This is a genomic window from Pseudomonas sp. 2(2015), assembly GCF_000955865.1.
Taxonomy (GTDB): domain Bacteria; phylum Pseudomonadota; class Gammaproteobacteria; order Pseudomonadales; family Pseudomonadaceae; genus Aquipseudomonas.
This window is the reverse complement of the sequence record NZ_JYOF01000002.1, coordinates 271,599-286,394: the sequence shown is the minus strand read 5'-3', so window position 1 is coordinate 286,394 and position 14,796 is coordinate 271,599. Positions and strand designations below refer to the sequence as shown.

The window sequence follows — 14,796 nt, the reverse complement described above, 5'->3', positions numbered from 1 at the left end:
CAACCTCAAGACACAAGCCGGCCTTGCCGGCGATGCTTTTTCAGTCAGCTCGATTTATCGCCAGCCACTGCGGAATCCGCCGCTCCAGGTAATAGCCCGGACTGCGCACGCTGCCATCGACAAACCCTACATGTCCGCCCCGCGCATGCAGCTCAAAGGTGGTCTGCGCCGCCAGTTCATTGGCTGCTGGCAAGCTATGGGCGAACACGAAGGGATCATCGCTGGAATGGATGATCAGCGTCGGCGTGCGGTTCTCGCCCAGAAAATACCGGCTGGAAGCACGTCGGTAGTAGTCCTTGGCATCGCTAAAGCCATTGAGCGGCGCGGTCACCCGGCCGTCGAAATCCCAGAAGGTGCGCAGGTTTTCCAGCGGCCCCAGGCGCTCCAGCGCGGCCAGCCCTTCGTGGTGGCCGTGATGCTGGAAGTGGCGCTGCTTGTCCTTCACATAAGCGAGCATGGCGCGCATGAAATGCGCCTGGTACACCCGGGAAAAACCCAGGCCGATGCGGTCGGCGCACTGGTCCAGGCGAAACGGCACCGACACCGCCACCGCCGCCTGCAACTGGCTGGCCGAGCCGGCTTCGCCCAGGTGCTTGAGCAGCACATTGCCGCCCAGCGAGTAACCCACGGCGTATAGCGGTGCCTGCGGGCGCTGGGCGCGCAGATGGTCAATGGCTTCGGCCAGGTCTTCGCTGGCGCCGGAATGGTAGCTGCGCGGCAGCAGGTTGGGTTCGCCCGAGCAGCCGCGCCAGTTCAGCGCCACGCTGGCCCAGCCACGGTCGGCCAGGGCCTGTTGCATACCGATGACGTACGGCGAGCTGGACGAGCCGGTGAGCCCATGCAGCACCAGCACCACCGGGGTTGTCGCTTCATGGGGGCCGTGCCAGTCGAGGTCGAGGAAATCGCCATCAGCCAGCCACAGACGTTCGCGCTGGCGGCTCAGGGCCGCTGACTTGCGCCATAGCGGCCCCCAGAGCGTCTGCATATGTGGATTGCCCAGCCCCAGGGCGGGTTTGAAGGGGCTGGGGGTTGAGGCACACATCGTGGCGTACTCGCAGATCTGTTTCAGACAAGTGTATGTCCGGTTACTGGCAGTTGCCCGCACCGATCAGCCGGTCGCAGGCTCGATGTTCGGCAAGGCGTCTTGTTCGACCGTCGGGCCGACGCTGATTTGCACCAGCTTGTCGAGCTTCAGGTGTTTTTTCAACGCGACTTTCAGCTGATCCAGGGTCAGCGCCTGAACCTTGTCGAGAAACGCCTGGCGGCTGTCCAGCGGCAACTGGTTGACCCCGGTGTGGATCAGGATATCGCTGATCTGCTGGTTGCTCACTGAACCCAGCAGGTAGCTGCCGCGCAGCTTGTGCTTCGCGTCTTCGACCTCCTGCGCGGTCGGGCCCTGTGCCGCGTAGTCTGCAAGTAATTGCTCGAGCAACGCCATGCTGGCATCGCGGTACCTGGCCTCGACCTCAGTGGTAAAGGTCCACAGGCCGCTGGCAGGGTGCTGGATCAGCTTTGATCTGGCGCCGTAGGTCAAACCACGTTGGCTGCGCAGTTCATCGAACAGGCGCGAAGTCGCGCCGGGGCCGCCCAGTATCAGATTGGCCAGGGTCAGCGCCGGTGCATCGGCATGGTGCACGCTGATGCCGGGTATGGCAAACAACAACAGCGCCTGGCTGCCCGGATGCTCAAGGTGATAGATCTCCGGCTCGAAAGCAGCGGGCACGGGTAAAGGTGAGAGTGCCGGCCCGCTGGGCAGTGCTGACGATACTTGAAGTGCAATGGCTTGAGCCTGCTCAAGCGAAAGGTCTCCGACCAGGGTGATCAGGGCATTGCCCGCAGCGAGCGCTTGCTGGTGGAATGCGCGGATATCGGCAATGGTTAGCGATTCAATTGTCTGTCTGGTGCCGGCGCTGTTCGTCGCATAGGGGTGATTGGCGTAAGCATGCTGGTAAAGCAGGTCGGTGGCCCTGTAGGTCTGGACCCCCTGGCGTTGTATGAGCTGGCTGGTGAGCTGATCCTTGATCGCCTGCAGCTTGTCATCGGCAAGTTGCGGTTTGCCGAGTACATCTGTCAGCAAGCCGACGGCTTTGCTGCTGTGCTCCTGGCTGCTGAGGCTGCGCAGAGTTACGGCCAGGCTGTCTCGCCCGGCCTGCTTGTGAAACTGTGCGCCGACCGCATCGAAGCCTTCGGCAATCTGCAGGGCATCGTACTGGCCTGCGCCCTCATCGAGCATGCCCAGGGTGAGTTGTGCCAGGCCTGCTGCGCCATCATCGCGGGCGCTGCCGGCAGCGAATACAACCTGCAGGTCAAACATCGGCAAATGGTTGTTCTGCACAAACAACACCTGGCTGCCCTGAGGCGTGTGCCACGATTTGATCGGCAATTGAGGGATGCTGGTCAGGGGGGCGGTGGATTTCAGGGATCCCAGCTCAGATGCAGCGCTCTGGGCGTATGCAATGACAGATGTTAGGAGCAGGACGATAGGTAAAAGGTTTAGCGTGAACTTATTCATCATCGGCCTCCTTGGCCTGCAGATAAGCGACCGTAAGCCGTTCGCGGGTGAAGTAGGTGTTGGCGGCCTGCTGTAGTTGTTCAGGCGTTATTCGCGCCAGGTCGTCGGCATCATTGTCCAGTTGAGCGGCTGGCAAGCCACTGCCGAGCAGAGCAGCCAAGTCGCCGGCCTGATAGGCGAGGGTGTCGCGGGCGAAGGTGTTTTCTGCCAGCAGTAGTGTTCGCGCCCGGGCAAGTTCGTCAGGTTCGGGAGGGTTTTTTTTCAGTGCCTGCAGTTGTGCCCAGATCGCCGCTTGCAGTTCGTCCAGTGGCCTGGGCTGAACGGTGTTGATTGAAGCCTGGATCTCGAACAGGTTATCGCCCCTGGCCACCGGGTCGTAGCTGACGTCAGGGCGTGTCAGCAGAGTTTGCTGGCGCTCCAGCCGGGTGCTGAGGCGGGCGCTCAAGCCTTTGCCCAGCAGGGCCGAAAGCAGGCGCAAGGCATGTACGTCAGTTGCTGACGCTGCGCTGGCATAGGTCGGCACGTTGAAGGCCATGACCAGGGTTGGCGTACTGAAATCCTCGTAGACCGTAACCTGACGGGGGCCGGGGGCAGCGGTCTGAAGGGGCTTTTTAATGAACGGCAGGTCTTGGCGGGGGAAACCGGCAAAATACTTTTCAACCTCGTGTTTCACCGCATCACGCCGCACATCGCCAACGATGATCAGCGTGGCATTGTTGGGCGCGTACCAGGTGCGATACCAGGCGCGCAGTTCTTCGTTGTGCATGCGCTGCAGATCGCTCATCCAGCCGATCACCGGGGTGTGATAGCTGCTTTGCGGGTAGGCAATGGCCTGCAGTTGCTCGAAGAGCCTTAGCAATGGATCGTTATCGACATTCTCTCGCCGCTCAGCCTTGACCGCTTCGATCTCGCGAACGAACTCGTGTTCGCTCAGCACTGCGCCTTTGAGCAGATCGGCATTGAGCTCCAGCGCTACAGCCAGCCGATCACTGGGGAGCGTCTGATGATGCACGGTGAAGTCACGGAGGGTGTAGGCGTTGTCCTCGCCGCCCAGGCGTTCGATGATCTGTGAGAGCTGACCCGGGGCGGTCTTGGCACTGCCTCGGTAGAGCAGGTGTTCGAGGGCGTGGGACAAACCGGACTGCCCGGGGTACTCATGGCTCGAACCGACCTTGACCAGCATATGTGTGGTGACCACGGGCGCCCGGCGGTCTTCGCTGATGACTACGTGCAGGCCGTTGTCGAGGGTGAACTCATGGCGAATGGAGGGTTCGGCCAGGGCCTGGCCGGATAGCAGAAACAGGCCGAGCAGGCTGCTCCTGAGGGAGGTGCGTCGATCCATGACAGTGATCCTTGTGGTTGAAAACAAGGCGCACGATCAAGCAAGCGTAAAGGTGAAAGGCGTTAGATATTTAGCGGGCACGACCCGGCGGCGGCCGGGTCGTGCTGATTGCTCAGCCGCGCTGCCAGAGTGCGTAGTAGACCTGGCCGGCCTTTTTCTCGCGGTGCAGGCGCCAGTTGCCGGGCAACTGCAAGGTCGATGGCGGGGTTTCGCTCTCGGTGTAGATCCAGGCGTTTTCGGCCAGCCACTGACGCTCTTCAAGCAGGGCGCAGGTGGTCGGCAGCAAGCCCTGGTTGAACGGCGGATCGAGGAACACCAGGTCGAAGGCCAGCTTCGGCTCACCCTGCAGGTAGCGCTGGGCGTCGGTCTGGATCACCTGGCCGCGAGGGCAGCGCAGGGTCTCGAGGTTCTGCCGCAGGCTGGCGATGGCCGCCGGGTTGCTGTCCAGGGCCACGGAATCGCCCGCGCCACGGGACAGCGCTTCGAGGTACAGGGCGCCGCTGCCGGTGTAGGCGTCGAGCACCTTGGCTCCTTCGATGTGCGGGGCAAGCCAGTTGAACAGGGTCTCGCGGACCCGGTCCGGGGTTGGGCGCAGGCCCGGCGCGTCAGGGAAGCCCAGGCGCCGGCTGCGCCATTCGCCGGCAATGATGCGCAGCTGGCCCTGGCCGTGGTGCGGCTTGGCCGGTTTTGCGGATGGACTGGCCATTAATGCTCCGGTACGCCAAGCGGTTGCTCGGCGGGTTTGTCAGTGGGCGGCGGCAAGGGTTTTTGCGGCACGCTTGGCCCGGCGGTGACGATAACCATCTTGTCAGCAGCCAGGTGTTTGTTCAGCGCTGCCTTGACCTGTTCAGTGGTTAGTTGCTGGGACTGCTGCATGTAGTCTTCCAGCCAGGTCAGTGGCAGGTTGTAGAAGCCGATGGCACCCAGTTGGCCAACGATGCTGGCGTTGCTGGCATTGGACAGCGGGAAGCTGCCGGCCAGTTCCCGCTTGGCGTCGTCCAGCTCAGCCTGGCTCGGGCCGCTCTTGAGGTAGTCGGCGAGGATGTCCTGGACCAGCTTGAGGGTGCCTTCGCTGAGCTCGGCACGGGTCTGCAGGTTGATCATGAACGGGCCACGCACCTGCATCGGGCTGAACACCGAGTATACGCCGTAGGTCAGGCCGCGTTTCTCGCGCACTTCGCTCATCAGCCGGGTGCCGAAGGTGCCACCCCCGAGGATCTGGTTGCCCAGCGACAACGCCGGGTAGTCCGGATCGTTACGATCAATGCCCAGTTGCGCGAGCATCAGGTGGGTCTGCTTGGACGGAAAGTCAATGTGGGTTGCGCCGGCCTTGGGTTCGCTTGGCTGGGCTACTTTGGCCAGGGCCGGGCCTTTGGGCAGGGCCGAGGACACCTGTGCGGCAATGGCTTCGGCTTCGCTGCGGCTCAGGTCGCCGACCAGGGCGATCACCGTATTGCCAGCGGCATAGGCCTTGGCATGGAAGGCACGCAGTTGCTCCAGGGTGATCGGCGCAATGCTCTTGGCGGTGCCGTCACTCGGGTGAGCATAGGGGTGGGTGCCGTACAGGCGCTCGAACAGCTCGATGCTGGCCAGCTTGCCGGGGTTCTGCTTCTGGTATTCGAAGCCGGCCTGCATCTGGTTCTTGATGCGCGCCAGGGCGTCCTGCGGGAAGGTCGGCTTGCCGACCACTTCGGCGAACAGCTTGAGCGCAGGTTCGCGCTTGTCGGCCGCGCTCAGGCTGCGCAGCGAGGCCACGGCCATGTCGCGGTAGGCGCCGTTGCCAAAGTCGGCGCCCAGGCCCTCGAAGCCTTCGGCAATGGCGGTGACGTCCTTGCCGGCCACGCCTTCGTTGAGCATGGCGTTGGTCAGGGTCGCCAGGCCCGGGGCATCGCCGTCCTGGCTACTGCCGGCGGCGAAAGTCAGGCGCAGGTCGAACATCGGCAGCTCGCGGGCTTCGACGAACAGCACGCGGGCGCCTTCGGCGGTGTTCCAGGTCTGGATGTTCAGTTGCCGGCGGCTTGGCGCCTTGCCATCCAGCTCGGCCAGCGATTGCAGGGTGTTGGCCGCCTTGGCTTCGGTGACCGCAGCCGGTTGCGCGGCGTTATCCGATTGCGCAGGTTTGGCCAGGAAGAACGCCAGCAGGCCAATCAGCAACAACAGGCCGAGGCCGATCAGGGTGTAGCGGGGTGCGCTGCGTTCACTCATGAGCGTTCTCCTCGGGCAGTACATGGGCAACGCTCAGGCGTTCACGGGTGAAATAAGTACGGGCGGCGTTCTGGATGTCGGCCGGGGTCACGCTTTTGAGCTCGTCCAGCTCGCTGTCGATCAGTTTCCACGACAGGCCGACGGTTTCCAGTTGGCCGATGGCGGTGGCCTGGCTGCTGATCGAGTCACGGTCGTAGACCAGCCCGGCGATGACCTGGGCACGTACGCGCTCAAGCTCTTCAGCCGACGGCGGGGTGGTTTTCAGCTCGTCGAGCAGCTTCCAGATACCGGCTTCGACGTCGGCCAGGGTCTTGTGCTTTTGCAGGTTCGGCATGGCCGAGATCACGAACAGGCTGTCGCCGCGGGTGAACGGGTTGTAGCTCGACGAAGCCCCGGTGACCAGCTCCTGGCCGCGCTCCAGGCGGCTTGGCAGGCGCGCGCTGTAGCCGCCGTCGAGCAATGCCGAGATCAGCCGCAGGGCGTGCACGCTGCGCGGGTCCTTGGCGGTGGCCAGGCCCGGGGTGTTGAAACCGTAGATCAGGCTCGGTAGCTGGGTTTGCACATGCAGGGTGGTTTCCCGCAGGCCCGGCTCGGCCAGTTCGAGTGGCAGCTTGGCCGGTGGCACCGCGCGTTTCGGGATGGCGCCGAAGAAGCGCTGGGCCAGGCCCTTGACCTCGTCGACGGTGACATCGCCAACCACCACCAGGGTGGCGTTGTTCGGCACGTACCAGGACTCGTACCAGTGGCGCAGTTCCTCGACCTTCATGCGGTCAAGGTCTGCCATCCAGCCGATGGTCGGGGTGCGGTAGCTGCTGGCCGGAAAAGCCATGGCGCTGAACAGCTCGAAGGCCTTGGCGTTGGGCTGGTCGTCGGTGCGCAGGCGGCGCTCTTCCTTGATGACCTCGATCTCGCGGCTGAACTCGTCGGCCGGCAGGCGCAGGCTGGCCATGCGGTCGGCTTCAAGCTCCAGGGCCACCGGCAGGCGGTCGCGGGCCAGTACCTGGTAATAAGCGGTGTAGTCGTCGCTGGTGAAGGCGTTCTCTTCGGCGCCCAGGTCGCGCAGGATGCGCGAGGCTTCGCCAGGGCCGAGCTTCTCGCTGCCTTTGAACATCATGTGTTCCAGGGCATGGGAAAGGCCGGTCTGGCCCGGTGATTCGTAGGTCGAACCGACCTTGTACCAGATCTGCGAGACCACCACCGGCGCCCGGTGATCCTCGCGCACGACCACTTTCAGGCCGTTGTCGAGAATGAATTCGTGGGTGGGTTGCGTATCGGCGGCGAAGGCCGCGAACGGCAGACAAACTGTGCTGAGCAACAGGCCAGCGGCGCGGCGGGCTAGAGCATTCATACGTTGTTTAACCTGTAGGACTGCCCGCGTGGTCTTAGCGTCGGCGGGCTTGGAGGTGCTAGGATACTGATCCGGTTGCCTGAGGACCATGCCTGTCATGGAACCAGCCCGAAGGCTTGATGACAAAATGCTGCGCAAGAACGAGCCGGATTAAAAGTAGACTGTTCTGCGTTAAAAGAATTTAAGAAGCGCCGCAGTGGCGCATCGCTACCCTGAGATAGCCGTCTTCCATGTTTGGTTCCAACGACGACAAAAAGACGCCGGCCGCGGCTGGTGAAAAGAAAGGCCTGTTCGGCTGGTTGCGCAAAAAACCGCAGCAACCCGTAGCCGAACAGCCGCAAAACCCCATTCCGGCTGAAGCGGAGCAACCGGCTGCGTTGCCGGTCGAAACGCCGGCTGCCGTTGCCCCGGTCGAGGTGGCTGCAGCACCTGGTGCTGCGCCTGCACCGGTTGCTGTTCCAGAGCCCGCTGCCGTTGCGCCCGTTGCGCCGGTCGAGGTCCAGCCCGCAGCGCCCGCCGGCCTGGTGCTGCCCGTGCCAGAAGAGCCGGTTGCCCTGGTCGCCGACCTTGAGCCACACACACCGCCGCCGATTCCGCCGCGCCAGGAGCCTGCTCCCGCGCCAGTGGTTGAGCCAGTGTTCATCGCGCCTGAGCCGGTGGTGGTTGCACCTGAACCGGTTGTAGCGCCGGAACCAGTGGTAGTGCCCGAGCCCGAACCCGAACCCGAACCCGAGCCTGTAGCCGCTGCTGTTGCAGCGCGAGTTCCGGTTGCCGAGCCAGCCCCGGCCGAGCCAGCCGCACCTGTGCGCAGCGAAGAGAGCAAGGGCGGCTTCTTCGCCCGCCTCAAGCAGGGCCTGTCGAAGACCAGCGCCAGCATTGGCGAAGGCATGGCCAGCCTGTTCCTCGGCAAGAAGGCCATCGATGACGACCTGCTTGATGAAATCGAAACCCGCCTGCTGACCGCCGATGTTGGCGTCGAAGCCACCTCGGTGATCGTCCAGAGCCTGACCCAGAAGGTCGCGCGCAAGCAGCTGGCCGACAGCGACGCGCTGTACAAGTCGCTGCAAGACGAGCTGGCCGACCTGCTCAAGCCGGTCGAGCAACCGCTGCACATTCAAGCCCAGAGCAAGCCGTTCGTGATCCTCGTGGTCGGCGTCAATGGCGCCGGCAAGACCACCACCATCGGCAAGCTGGCGAAGAAGCTGCAGCTTGAAGGCAAGAAGGTCATGCTCGCCGCAGGTGACACCTTCCGCGCCGCAGCGGTCGAGCAACTGCAGGTCTGGGGCGAGCGTAACCAGATCCCGGTCATCGCCCAGCACACCGGTGCCGATTCGGCTTCGGTTATCTTCGATGCCGTGCAAGCCGCCAAGGCCCGTAACATCGATGTGCTGATCGCCGACACCGCCGGCCGCCTGCACACCAAAGACAACCTGATGGAAGAGCTGAAGAAGGTTCGCCGGGTCATTGGCAAGCTCGATGCCGACGCGCCCCACGAGGTGCTGCTGGTGCTCGACGCCGGTACCGGCCAGAACGCCATCAACCAGGCCAAGCACTTCAACCAGAGCGTTGAACTGACCGGTCTGGCCCTGACCAAGCTCGACGGTACCGCCAAGGGTGGGGTGATCTTTGCCCTGGCCAAGCAGTTCGGCCTGCCGATCCGCTATATTGGCGTGGGCGAAGGGATTGACGATCTGCGCACCTTCGAAGCCGAACCCTTCGTGAAAGCACTGTTTGCCGAGCGGGAGCATCCATGATTCGATTCGAACAGGTCGCCAAGCGCTACCCCAATGGTCACGTTGGCCTGCATGAGTTGAGTTTTCGGGTGCGTCGGGGCGAATTCCTGTTCGTGACCGGCCATTCCGGCGCCGGCAAAAGCACTCTGCTGCGCCTGCTGCTGGCCATGGAACGCCCTACCAGCGGCAAGCTGCTGCTGGCCGGGCAGGACCTGGGGCAGATCAGCAACGCGCAAATCCCGTTCCTGCGCCGGCAGATCGGCGTGGTGTTCCAGAACCACCAGTTGCTGTTCGACCGTACCGTATTCAACAACGTCGCCCTGCCGCTGCAGATCCTCGGCCTGTCCAAGGCCGAAGTGGCCAAGCGGGTCGACTCGGCGCTCGAGCGCGTGGCCCTGTCGGACAAGGCCGAGCTGTACCCGGGTGACCTGTCTACCGGCCAGCAGCAGCGCGTCGGCATTGCCCGCGCCATCGTTCACCGCCCGGCCTTGCTGCTGGCGGACGAACCCACCGGTAACCTCGACCCGCGCCTGGCCGCGGAGATCATGGGTGTTTTTGAAGATATCAACCGCCTGGGCACCAGCGTACTGATCGCCAGTCACGACCTGGCGCTGATCGCGCGCATGCGCCATCGCATGCTGACCCTGCAGCGCGGCCGCTTGATCGGCGATGGGGAGGCCGGGCAATGAGTGCGACACGTAGTCCCAAGGTTTCCGAACGAGTAGCGCCAAAAGCCGCTGACCCTGCGCCGGAAAAGAAAAAACCCGGCGGCGGCCACGACGATGACGGCCCGGATTTCCGTACCCTGCTGCACGCCTGGCTGGAAAGCCACCGCTCAAGCCTGCTCGACAGCCTGCGGCGCCTGGGCAAGCAGCCGATCGGCAGCTTCTTTACCTGCCTGGTGATGGCCGTGGCCCTGAGCCTGCCCATGGGCCTGTCGTTGCTGCTGAGCAACGTCGAGCGCCTGGGTGGTTCGTGGCAGCGCGCGGCGCAGATTTCCCTGTACTTGAAACTCGATGCCAGCAGCCACGACGGCGAAGCCTTGCGCGAGCAGATCAAAGGTTTGCCAGGGGTTGCCGAGGCCGAATACGTCAGCCGCGAACAAGCCCTCAACGAGTTCCAGCAGCAGTCCGGCCTGGGCGAAGCCCTGCGCGAACTGCCGGAGAACCCGTTGCCTGGGGTCGTGGTGGTGACTCCCGCAGAGGTCGACAAGCCGGCGCTGGAAGCCCTGCGTCAGCGCCTGGCCGAGCTGCCCAAGGTCGAAGCCGCGCAACTGGACCTGGTGTGGGTCGAGCGCCTGGCGGCGATTCTCAAACTGGGCGACCGCTTTGTCTTCGGCCTGACCGTCTTGCTGGTCTCGGCGCTGCTTTTGGTAATTGGTAACACAATTCGCCTGCACATCGAGAACCGCCGCACCGAGATCGAGGTGATCAAGCTGGTCGGCGGCACCGACAGCTATGTGCGCCGGCCTTTCCTGTACATGGGCGCCTTGTATGGCCTGGGTGCCGGGGTATTGGCCTGGGGCGTGCTGGCGTTTGGCCTGAACTGGCTGAACGACGCGGTTATCGGGCTCTCCGGGCTGTACGGCAGTGATTTTGCCTTGGCCGGGGTTCCGTCAGCCGATGGTCTGTCCCTCTTGCTTGGGGCGGTGTTGTTAGGGTATATCGGTGCTTGGATTGCGGTCGCCCGCCACTTGAGCGAGCTTGCACCGCGATAGTGTCTTTTTGCTGGTATTGACTCTTTTCATTTTTAGGGAACTTGTTTCGCGGTTCCCGGTCAATGTTGGCAGTGCCTTTGGCACGAGTTTAGTGAGTCGGAGGTTTTTTCGTATGACCACTTCGTTGCAACCTGCCTATGCCCTGGTTCCCGGCGCAAACCTGGAAGCCTATGTGCACACGGTCAACAGCATTCCATTGCTGACGCCCGAGCAGGAGCGTGAACTGGCCGAGAGTCTCTACTATGAGCAGGATCTTGGGGCGGCTCGGCAGATGGTGCTCGCCCACCTGCGTTTTGTTGTACACATCGCTCGAAGCTATTCGGGCTACGGGCTGGCCCAGGCCGACCTGATTCAGGAAGGCAACGTTGGCCTGATGAAAGCGGTCAAGCGCTTCAACCCGGAAATGGGCGTGCGCCTGGTATCCTTTGCGGTGCACTGGATCAAGGCCGAGATTCACGAGTTCATCCTGCGCAACTGGCGGATCGTCAAAGTGGCGACCACCAAGGCCCAGCGCAAGCTGTTCTTCAACCTGCGCAGCCAGAAAAAACGCCTGGCCTGGCTGAACAACGATGAAGTTCATCGTGTCGCCGAAAGCTTGGGTGTCGAACCGCGTGAAGTGCGTGAAATGGAGAGCCGCCTGACCGGTCAGGACATGGCCTTCGACCCGGCCAGTGAAGCCGACGACGACAGTGCATTCCAGTCGCCGGCCAACTACCTGGAAGACCACCGTTACGACCCTGCGCGTCAACTGGAGGATGCCGACTGGAGTGACAACTCCACCAGCAACCTGCACGAAGCCCTGCAAGGCCTGGATGACCGCAGCCGCGATATTCTCTATCAGCGCTGGCTGGCCGAGGAAAAGGCCACCCTGCATGACCTGGCCGAGAAATACAGCGTATCCGCCGAGCGGATACGCCAGCTGGAAAAGAACGCGATGAACAAGGTCAAAGCCTTGATCGCGGTCTGATTCGCAAAACGGCAATAACCAAAAAGCCCCGACGTGTCGGGGCTTTTTCATGATTCTCCGCCACCCCTGTCGAGGCTGTTATGACCATTTCCTTGTATGCCGCTTCTGTTCCTGTCTTCAAGCAGATGCTCAACGCCCTGAGCGATGTGCTGAACAAGGCCGAAGCTCACGCCACGGCGAAAAACATTGATCCGAGCGTGTTTCTCCAGGCTCGCCTGTATCCGGATATGTTTCCGCTGGTTCGCCAGGTGCAGATCGCTGTTGATTTCGCCAAGGGCGTTTCGGCGCGCCTGGCTGAGGTCGAGTTGCCGAAATACGATGACAGCGAAACCACCTTTGCCGAGCTGCAAGCGCTGATCAGCAAGGTCCTGGCTTTCCTGGACGGCATTGCGCCGGCGCAGATCGACGGCAAGGAAGGCATTGAAATCGTGACCCGTCCGGGCACGCCGAAAGAGAAGCGCTTCAGTGGCCAGGCCTATTTGCTGACCTACGGCCTGCCGCAATTCTTCTTCCACGTCACCACCACCTACGCAATCCTGCGTCACAACGGTGTAGAAGTGGGCAAGCGTGACTACATGGGCGCGTTCTAAAATCTTTACCCAGTAATGGGCAAGCAGTAAAAACCCGGCAAAGCGTGCGCTTTGCCGGGTTTTTTATTGCTTCCAAGGTGCCCGACGCGGGCTGTCCAGCTGCGCCAGGTAGCTGTTACCACCGAGCTGGCGCATCTGCTGGCGAATCCAGCCTGCGCGTCGCGCCACATAAGTGCTGGGCCGGCTGGCGCTCCAGTTCAGCGGGCTGGGCAGCACTGCGGCCAGCAGGCTGGCCTGCTGGCGCGAAAGCTGGCTGGCATCGACGCCGAAGTGGTGCCGGGCGGCCGCCTGTGCACCAAACACGCCTTCGCCCCACTCGGCGCTGTTGAGATAGACCTCAAGAATCCGCTCTTTCGACCACAGCAGCTCGATCAAAGCGGTGAACCAGGCTTCGAGCCCCTTGCGCAACCAGCTACGGCCGGCCCAGAGGAACTGGTTCTTGGCCACTTGCTGGCTCAAGGTACTGGCGCCGCGAATGCTGCCGCCGCGCTCGTTATGGGCCAGCGCCGCCTGGATGGCGTTGAAGTCAAAGCCCCAGTGGTTGGCGAACTTCTGGTCTTCGCCGGCAATCACAGCCACTTTCAGCTCATCGGAGATTCGCTCCCACGGCTCCCAGTCCCGTTGCAAGTCGATCGGCTGGCCATCGAACCAGGACTCGACCTTGCGCTCGACCATCAGGGCGGTGCCGGGCGGCGGCACCCAGCGAAACACCAGCACCAGCAGGGCGCTGCCTGCGGCAAACCACAGCAGGGCACGGGTGAGGCGACGGAAAATGGAAGACAGCATAGGCGATGGCTTGGCCGAAGCGATGGAGCGGGCCATTATACAGACCCTGTGCTGACTAGGAGTCTTCCCAATGCTGCGTAGTTTTCTGCTGCTTTCGGCGTTTTTCGGCTTTACCGGCGTGGCCCTGGGCGCCTTTGCTGCCCATGGCCTCAAGGGCCGGCTGAGCAGCGAATACCTGGCGATCTTTCATACCGGCGTCACCTACCAGCTGGTACACGCCCTGGCCCTGCTCGCGGTAGCAGTGCTGTCGGTGCACCTGCCAGGGCGTCTGGTCGGGTGGGCCGGTGGTCTGTTCACCCTGGGGATCCTGCTGTTTTCCGGTAGCCTGTATGTGCTGACCCTGAGCGGCATCGGCAAGCTCGGTATCATCACCCCCTTTGGCGGCCTGGCGTTTCTCGGCGGATGGCTGTGCCTGGGCCTTGCAGCCTGGCGTCTGAGCTGACCCGCGAGTCCGGATCGAGACGAATGGCGCGGCCCGGCCTTGGGTTTGCGCCCTGATCAGGGCTAGAATGCGGGCCCCTAAAAATAATGGCGGCCGTGCGCATGCGCATTCAACTGAACGGTGAACCTTTCGAATTGCCCGATGGCGAAAGCGTCGCGGCCCTGCTCAACCGGCTTGACCTGGCGGGTCGCCGGGTGGCGGTCGAACTCAACCTGGACATCGTGCCGCGCAGCCAGCACGACGTCACCACGCTGAACGACGGCGATCAGGTTGAAGTGGTGCACGCCATTGGCGGCGGCTAGGCCTTCGCGCTTCACCTGCAAGTCCCTCAACCTTCAAGAGGATTACCGATGAGCAACGTTCGTAGCGACAAGCCCTTCACCCTGGCCGGTCGTACCTTCCAGTCGCGCCTGCTGGTCGGCACCGGCAAGTACCGTGACCTGGAAGAAACCCGCCTGGCCATCGAGGCCTCCGGCGCCGAGATCGTCACGGTTGCCGTGCGCCGCACCAACATCGGCCAGAACCCGGGCGAACCGAACCTGCTCGACGTGCTGCCGCCCGATCGCTACACCATCCTGCCGAACACCGCTGGCTGCTATGACGCGGTCGAAGCCGTGCGCACCTGCCGCCTGGCCCGTGAACTGCTCGATGGCCACAACCTGGTCAAGCTCGAAGTACTGGCCGACCAGAAGACCCTGTTCCCCAACGTGATCGAGACCCTCAAGGCCGCCGAAGTGCTGGTCAAGGACGGTTTCGACGTGATGGTCTACACCAGCGACGACCCGATCATCGCCCGCCAGCTGGCCGAAGCCGGCTGCATCGCGGTGATGCCACTGGCCGGCCTGATCGGTACGGGCCTGGGGATCTGCAACCCGTACAACCTGCAGATCATCCTCGAAGAATCGAAAGTCCCGGTGCTGGTCGATGCCGGTGTCGGTACCGCGTCCGACGCCACCATCGCCATGGAAATGGGCTGTGAGGCGGTGCTGATGAACTCGGCGATCGCGCACGCACAGCAGCCGATCATGATGGCCGAAGCCATGAAACACGCCATTGTCGCTGGCCGCCTGGCTTACCTTGCCGGGCGTATGCCGAAAAAACTCTATGCCAGCGCCTCGTCGCCGCTGGATGGTCTGATCAAGTAAGAGCCCCTG

At 62.9% G+C, this 14,796-nt stretch carries 15 protein-coding genes; 8 read left to right on the top strand and 7 right to left on the bottom strand.

Annotated features, from left to right (window positions below; genetic code table 11):
* Positions 1-40: 40 nt before the first annotated feature.
* From UB48_RS02880 to UB48_RS02855, 6 genes are all read right to left on the bottom strand, one after another.
* Positions 41-1,042: a hydrolase gene (locus UB48_RS02880; protein WP_045193978.1), complete on the bottom strand. Its 1,002-nt coding sequence runs from the start codon at positions 1,040-1,042 to the stop codon at positions 41-43.
* A gap of 66 nt (positions 1,043-1,108) precedes the next feature.
* Entirely contained in the window at positions 1,109-2,335 is a 1,227-nt protein-coding gene (locus tag UB48_RS02875) for a pitrilysin family protein (RefSeq protein WP_177329131.1), read from the bottom strand.
* A gap of 169 nt (positions 2,336-2,504) precedes the next feature.
* The gene (locus tag UB48_RS02870; RefSeq protein ID WP_045193977.1) at positions 2,505-3,854 is read right to left on the bottom strand and encodes a pitrilysin family protein; all 1,350 of its coding nucleotides are present in this window, start codon (positions 3,852-3,854) and stop codon (positions 2,505-2,507) included.
* A gap of 112 nt (positions 3,855-3,966) precedes the next feature.
* Positions 3,967-4,560, bottom strand: a complete 594-nt coding sequence (rsmD, locus tag UB48_RS02865) for a 16S rRNA (guanine(966)-N(2))-methyltransferase RsmD (RefSeq protein ID WP_045193976.1) — start codon at positions 4,558-4,560, stop codon at positions 3,967-3,969.
* On the bottom strand, positions 4,560-6,059 hold the full coding sequence (locus tag UB48_RS02860) for a pitrilysin family protein (RefSeq protein WP_045193975.1): 1,500 nt from the start codon (positions 6,057-6,059) through the stop codon (positions 4,560-4,562). Before UB48_RS02860 ends, rsmD begins: the two co-directional genes overlap by 1 nt.
* Positions 6,052-7,407 carry a pitrilysin family protein gene (locus tag UB48_RS02855; RefSeq protein WP_045193974.1) on the bottom strand — a complete coding sequence of 452 codons (1,356 nt, stop codon included), beginning with the start codon at positions 7,405-7,407 and terminating at the stop codon, positions 6,052-6,054. Before UB48_RS02855 ends, UB48_RS02860 begins: the two co-directional genes overlap by 8 nt.
* A 230-nt stretch (positions 7,408-7,637) precedes the next feature.
* On the opposite strand from UB48_RS02855, the gene ftsY reads away from it, so the two are divergent.
* From ftsY to UB48_RS02830, 5 genes are all read left to right on the top strand, one after another.
* Positions 7,638-9,161 (top strand): signal recognition particle-docking protein FtsY, encoded by a 1,524-nt coding sequence (gene ftsY, locus UB48_RS02850; protein WP_045193973.1) that lies wholly within the window; start codon positions 7,638-7,640, stop codon positions 9,159-9,161.
* The gene (ftsE, locus tag UB48_RS02845) at positions 9,158-9,829 is read left to right on the top strand and encodes a cell division ATP-binding protein FtsE (protein WP_010222191.1); all 672 of its coding nucleotides are present in this window, start codon (positions 9,158-9,160) and stop codon (positions 9,827-9,829) included. The genes ftsY and ftsE overlap by 4 nt, the downstream gene beginning before the upstream one ends.
* The gene (gene ftsX / locus UB48_RS02840; protein ID WP_045193972.1) at positions 9,826-10,857 is read left to right on the top strand and encodes a permease-like cell division protein FtsX; all 1,032 of its coding nucleotides are present in this window, start codon (positions 9,826-9,828) and stop codon (positions 10,855-10,857) included. The genes ftsE and ftsX overlap by 4 nt, the downstream gene beginning before the upstream one ends.
* A gap of 112 nt (positions 10,858-10,969) precedes the next feature.
* Positions 10,970-11,824, top strand: coding sequence for an RNA polymerase sigma factor RpoH (rpoH, locus tag UB48_RS02835; protein WP_010222193.1), 855 nt, complete (start codon positions 10,970-10,972; stop codon positions 11,822-11,824).
* Between the two features lie 80 nt (positions 11,825-11,904).
* Entirely contained in the window at positions 11,905-12,414 is a 510-nt protein-coding gene (locus tag UB48_RS02830; protein WP_045193971.1) for a DUF1993 family protein, read from the top strand.
* Between the two features lie 63 nt (positions 12,415-12,477).
* Here the strand turns inward: UB48_RS02830 and mtgA are convergent, their stop codons facing one another.
* On the bottom strand, positions 12,478-13,236 hold the full coding sequence (mtgA, locus tag UB48_RS02825) for a monofunctional biosynthetic peptidoglycan transglycosylase (protein WP_177329130.1): 759 nt from the start codon (positions 13,234-13,236) through the stop codon (positions 12,478-12,480).
* 34 nt (positions 13,237-13,270) lie between these two features.
* Here mtgA and UB48_RS02820 point away from each other — a divergent pair, with 34 nt between their 5' ends.
* From UB48_RS02820 to UB48_RS02810, 3 genes are all read left to right on the top strand, one after another.
* Positions 13,271-13,642 (top strand): DUF423 domain-containing protein, encoded by a 372-nt coding sequence (locus tag UB48_RS02820; RefSeq protein WP_045193969.1) that lies wholly within the window; start codon positions 13,271-13,273, stop codon positions 13,640-13,642.
* A gap of 101 nt (positions 13,643-13,743) precedes the next feature.
* Positions 13,744-13,944, top strand: coding sequence for a sulfur carrier protein ThiS (thiS, locus tag UB48_RS02815; RefSeq protein WP_045193991.1), 201 nt, complete (start codon positions 13,744-13,746; stop codon positions 13,942-13,944).
* A gap of 48 nt (positions 13,945-13,992) precedes the next feature.
* The gene (locus UB48_RS02810) at positions 13,993-14,787 is read left to right on the top strand and encodes a thiazole synthase (protein WP_045193968.1); all 795 of its coding nucleotides are present in this window, start codon (positions 13,993-13,995) and stop codon (positions 14,785-14,787) included.
* Positions 14,788-14,796: the final 9 nt, after the last annotated feature.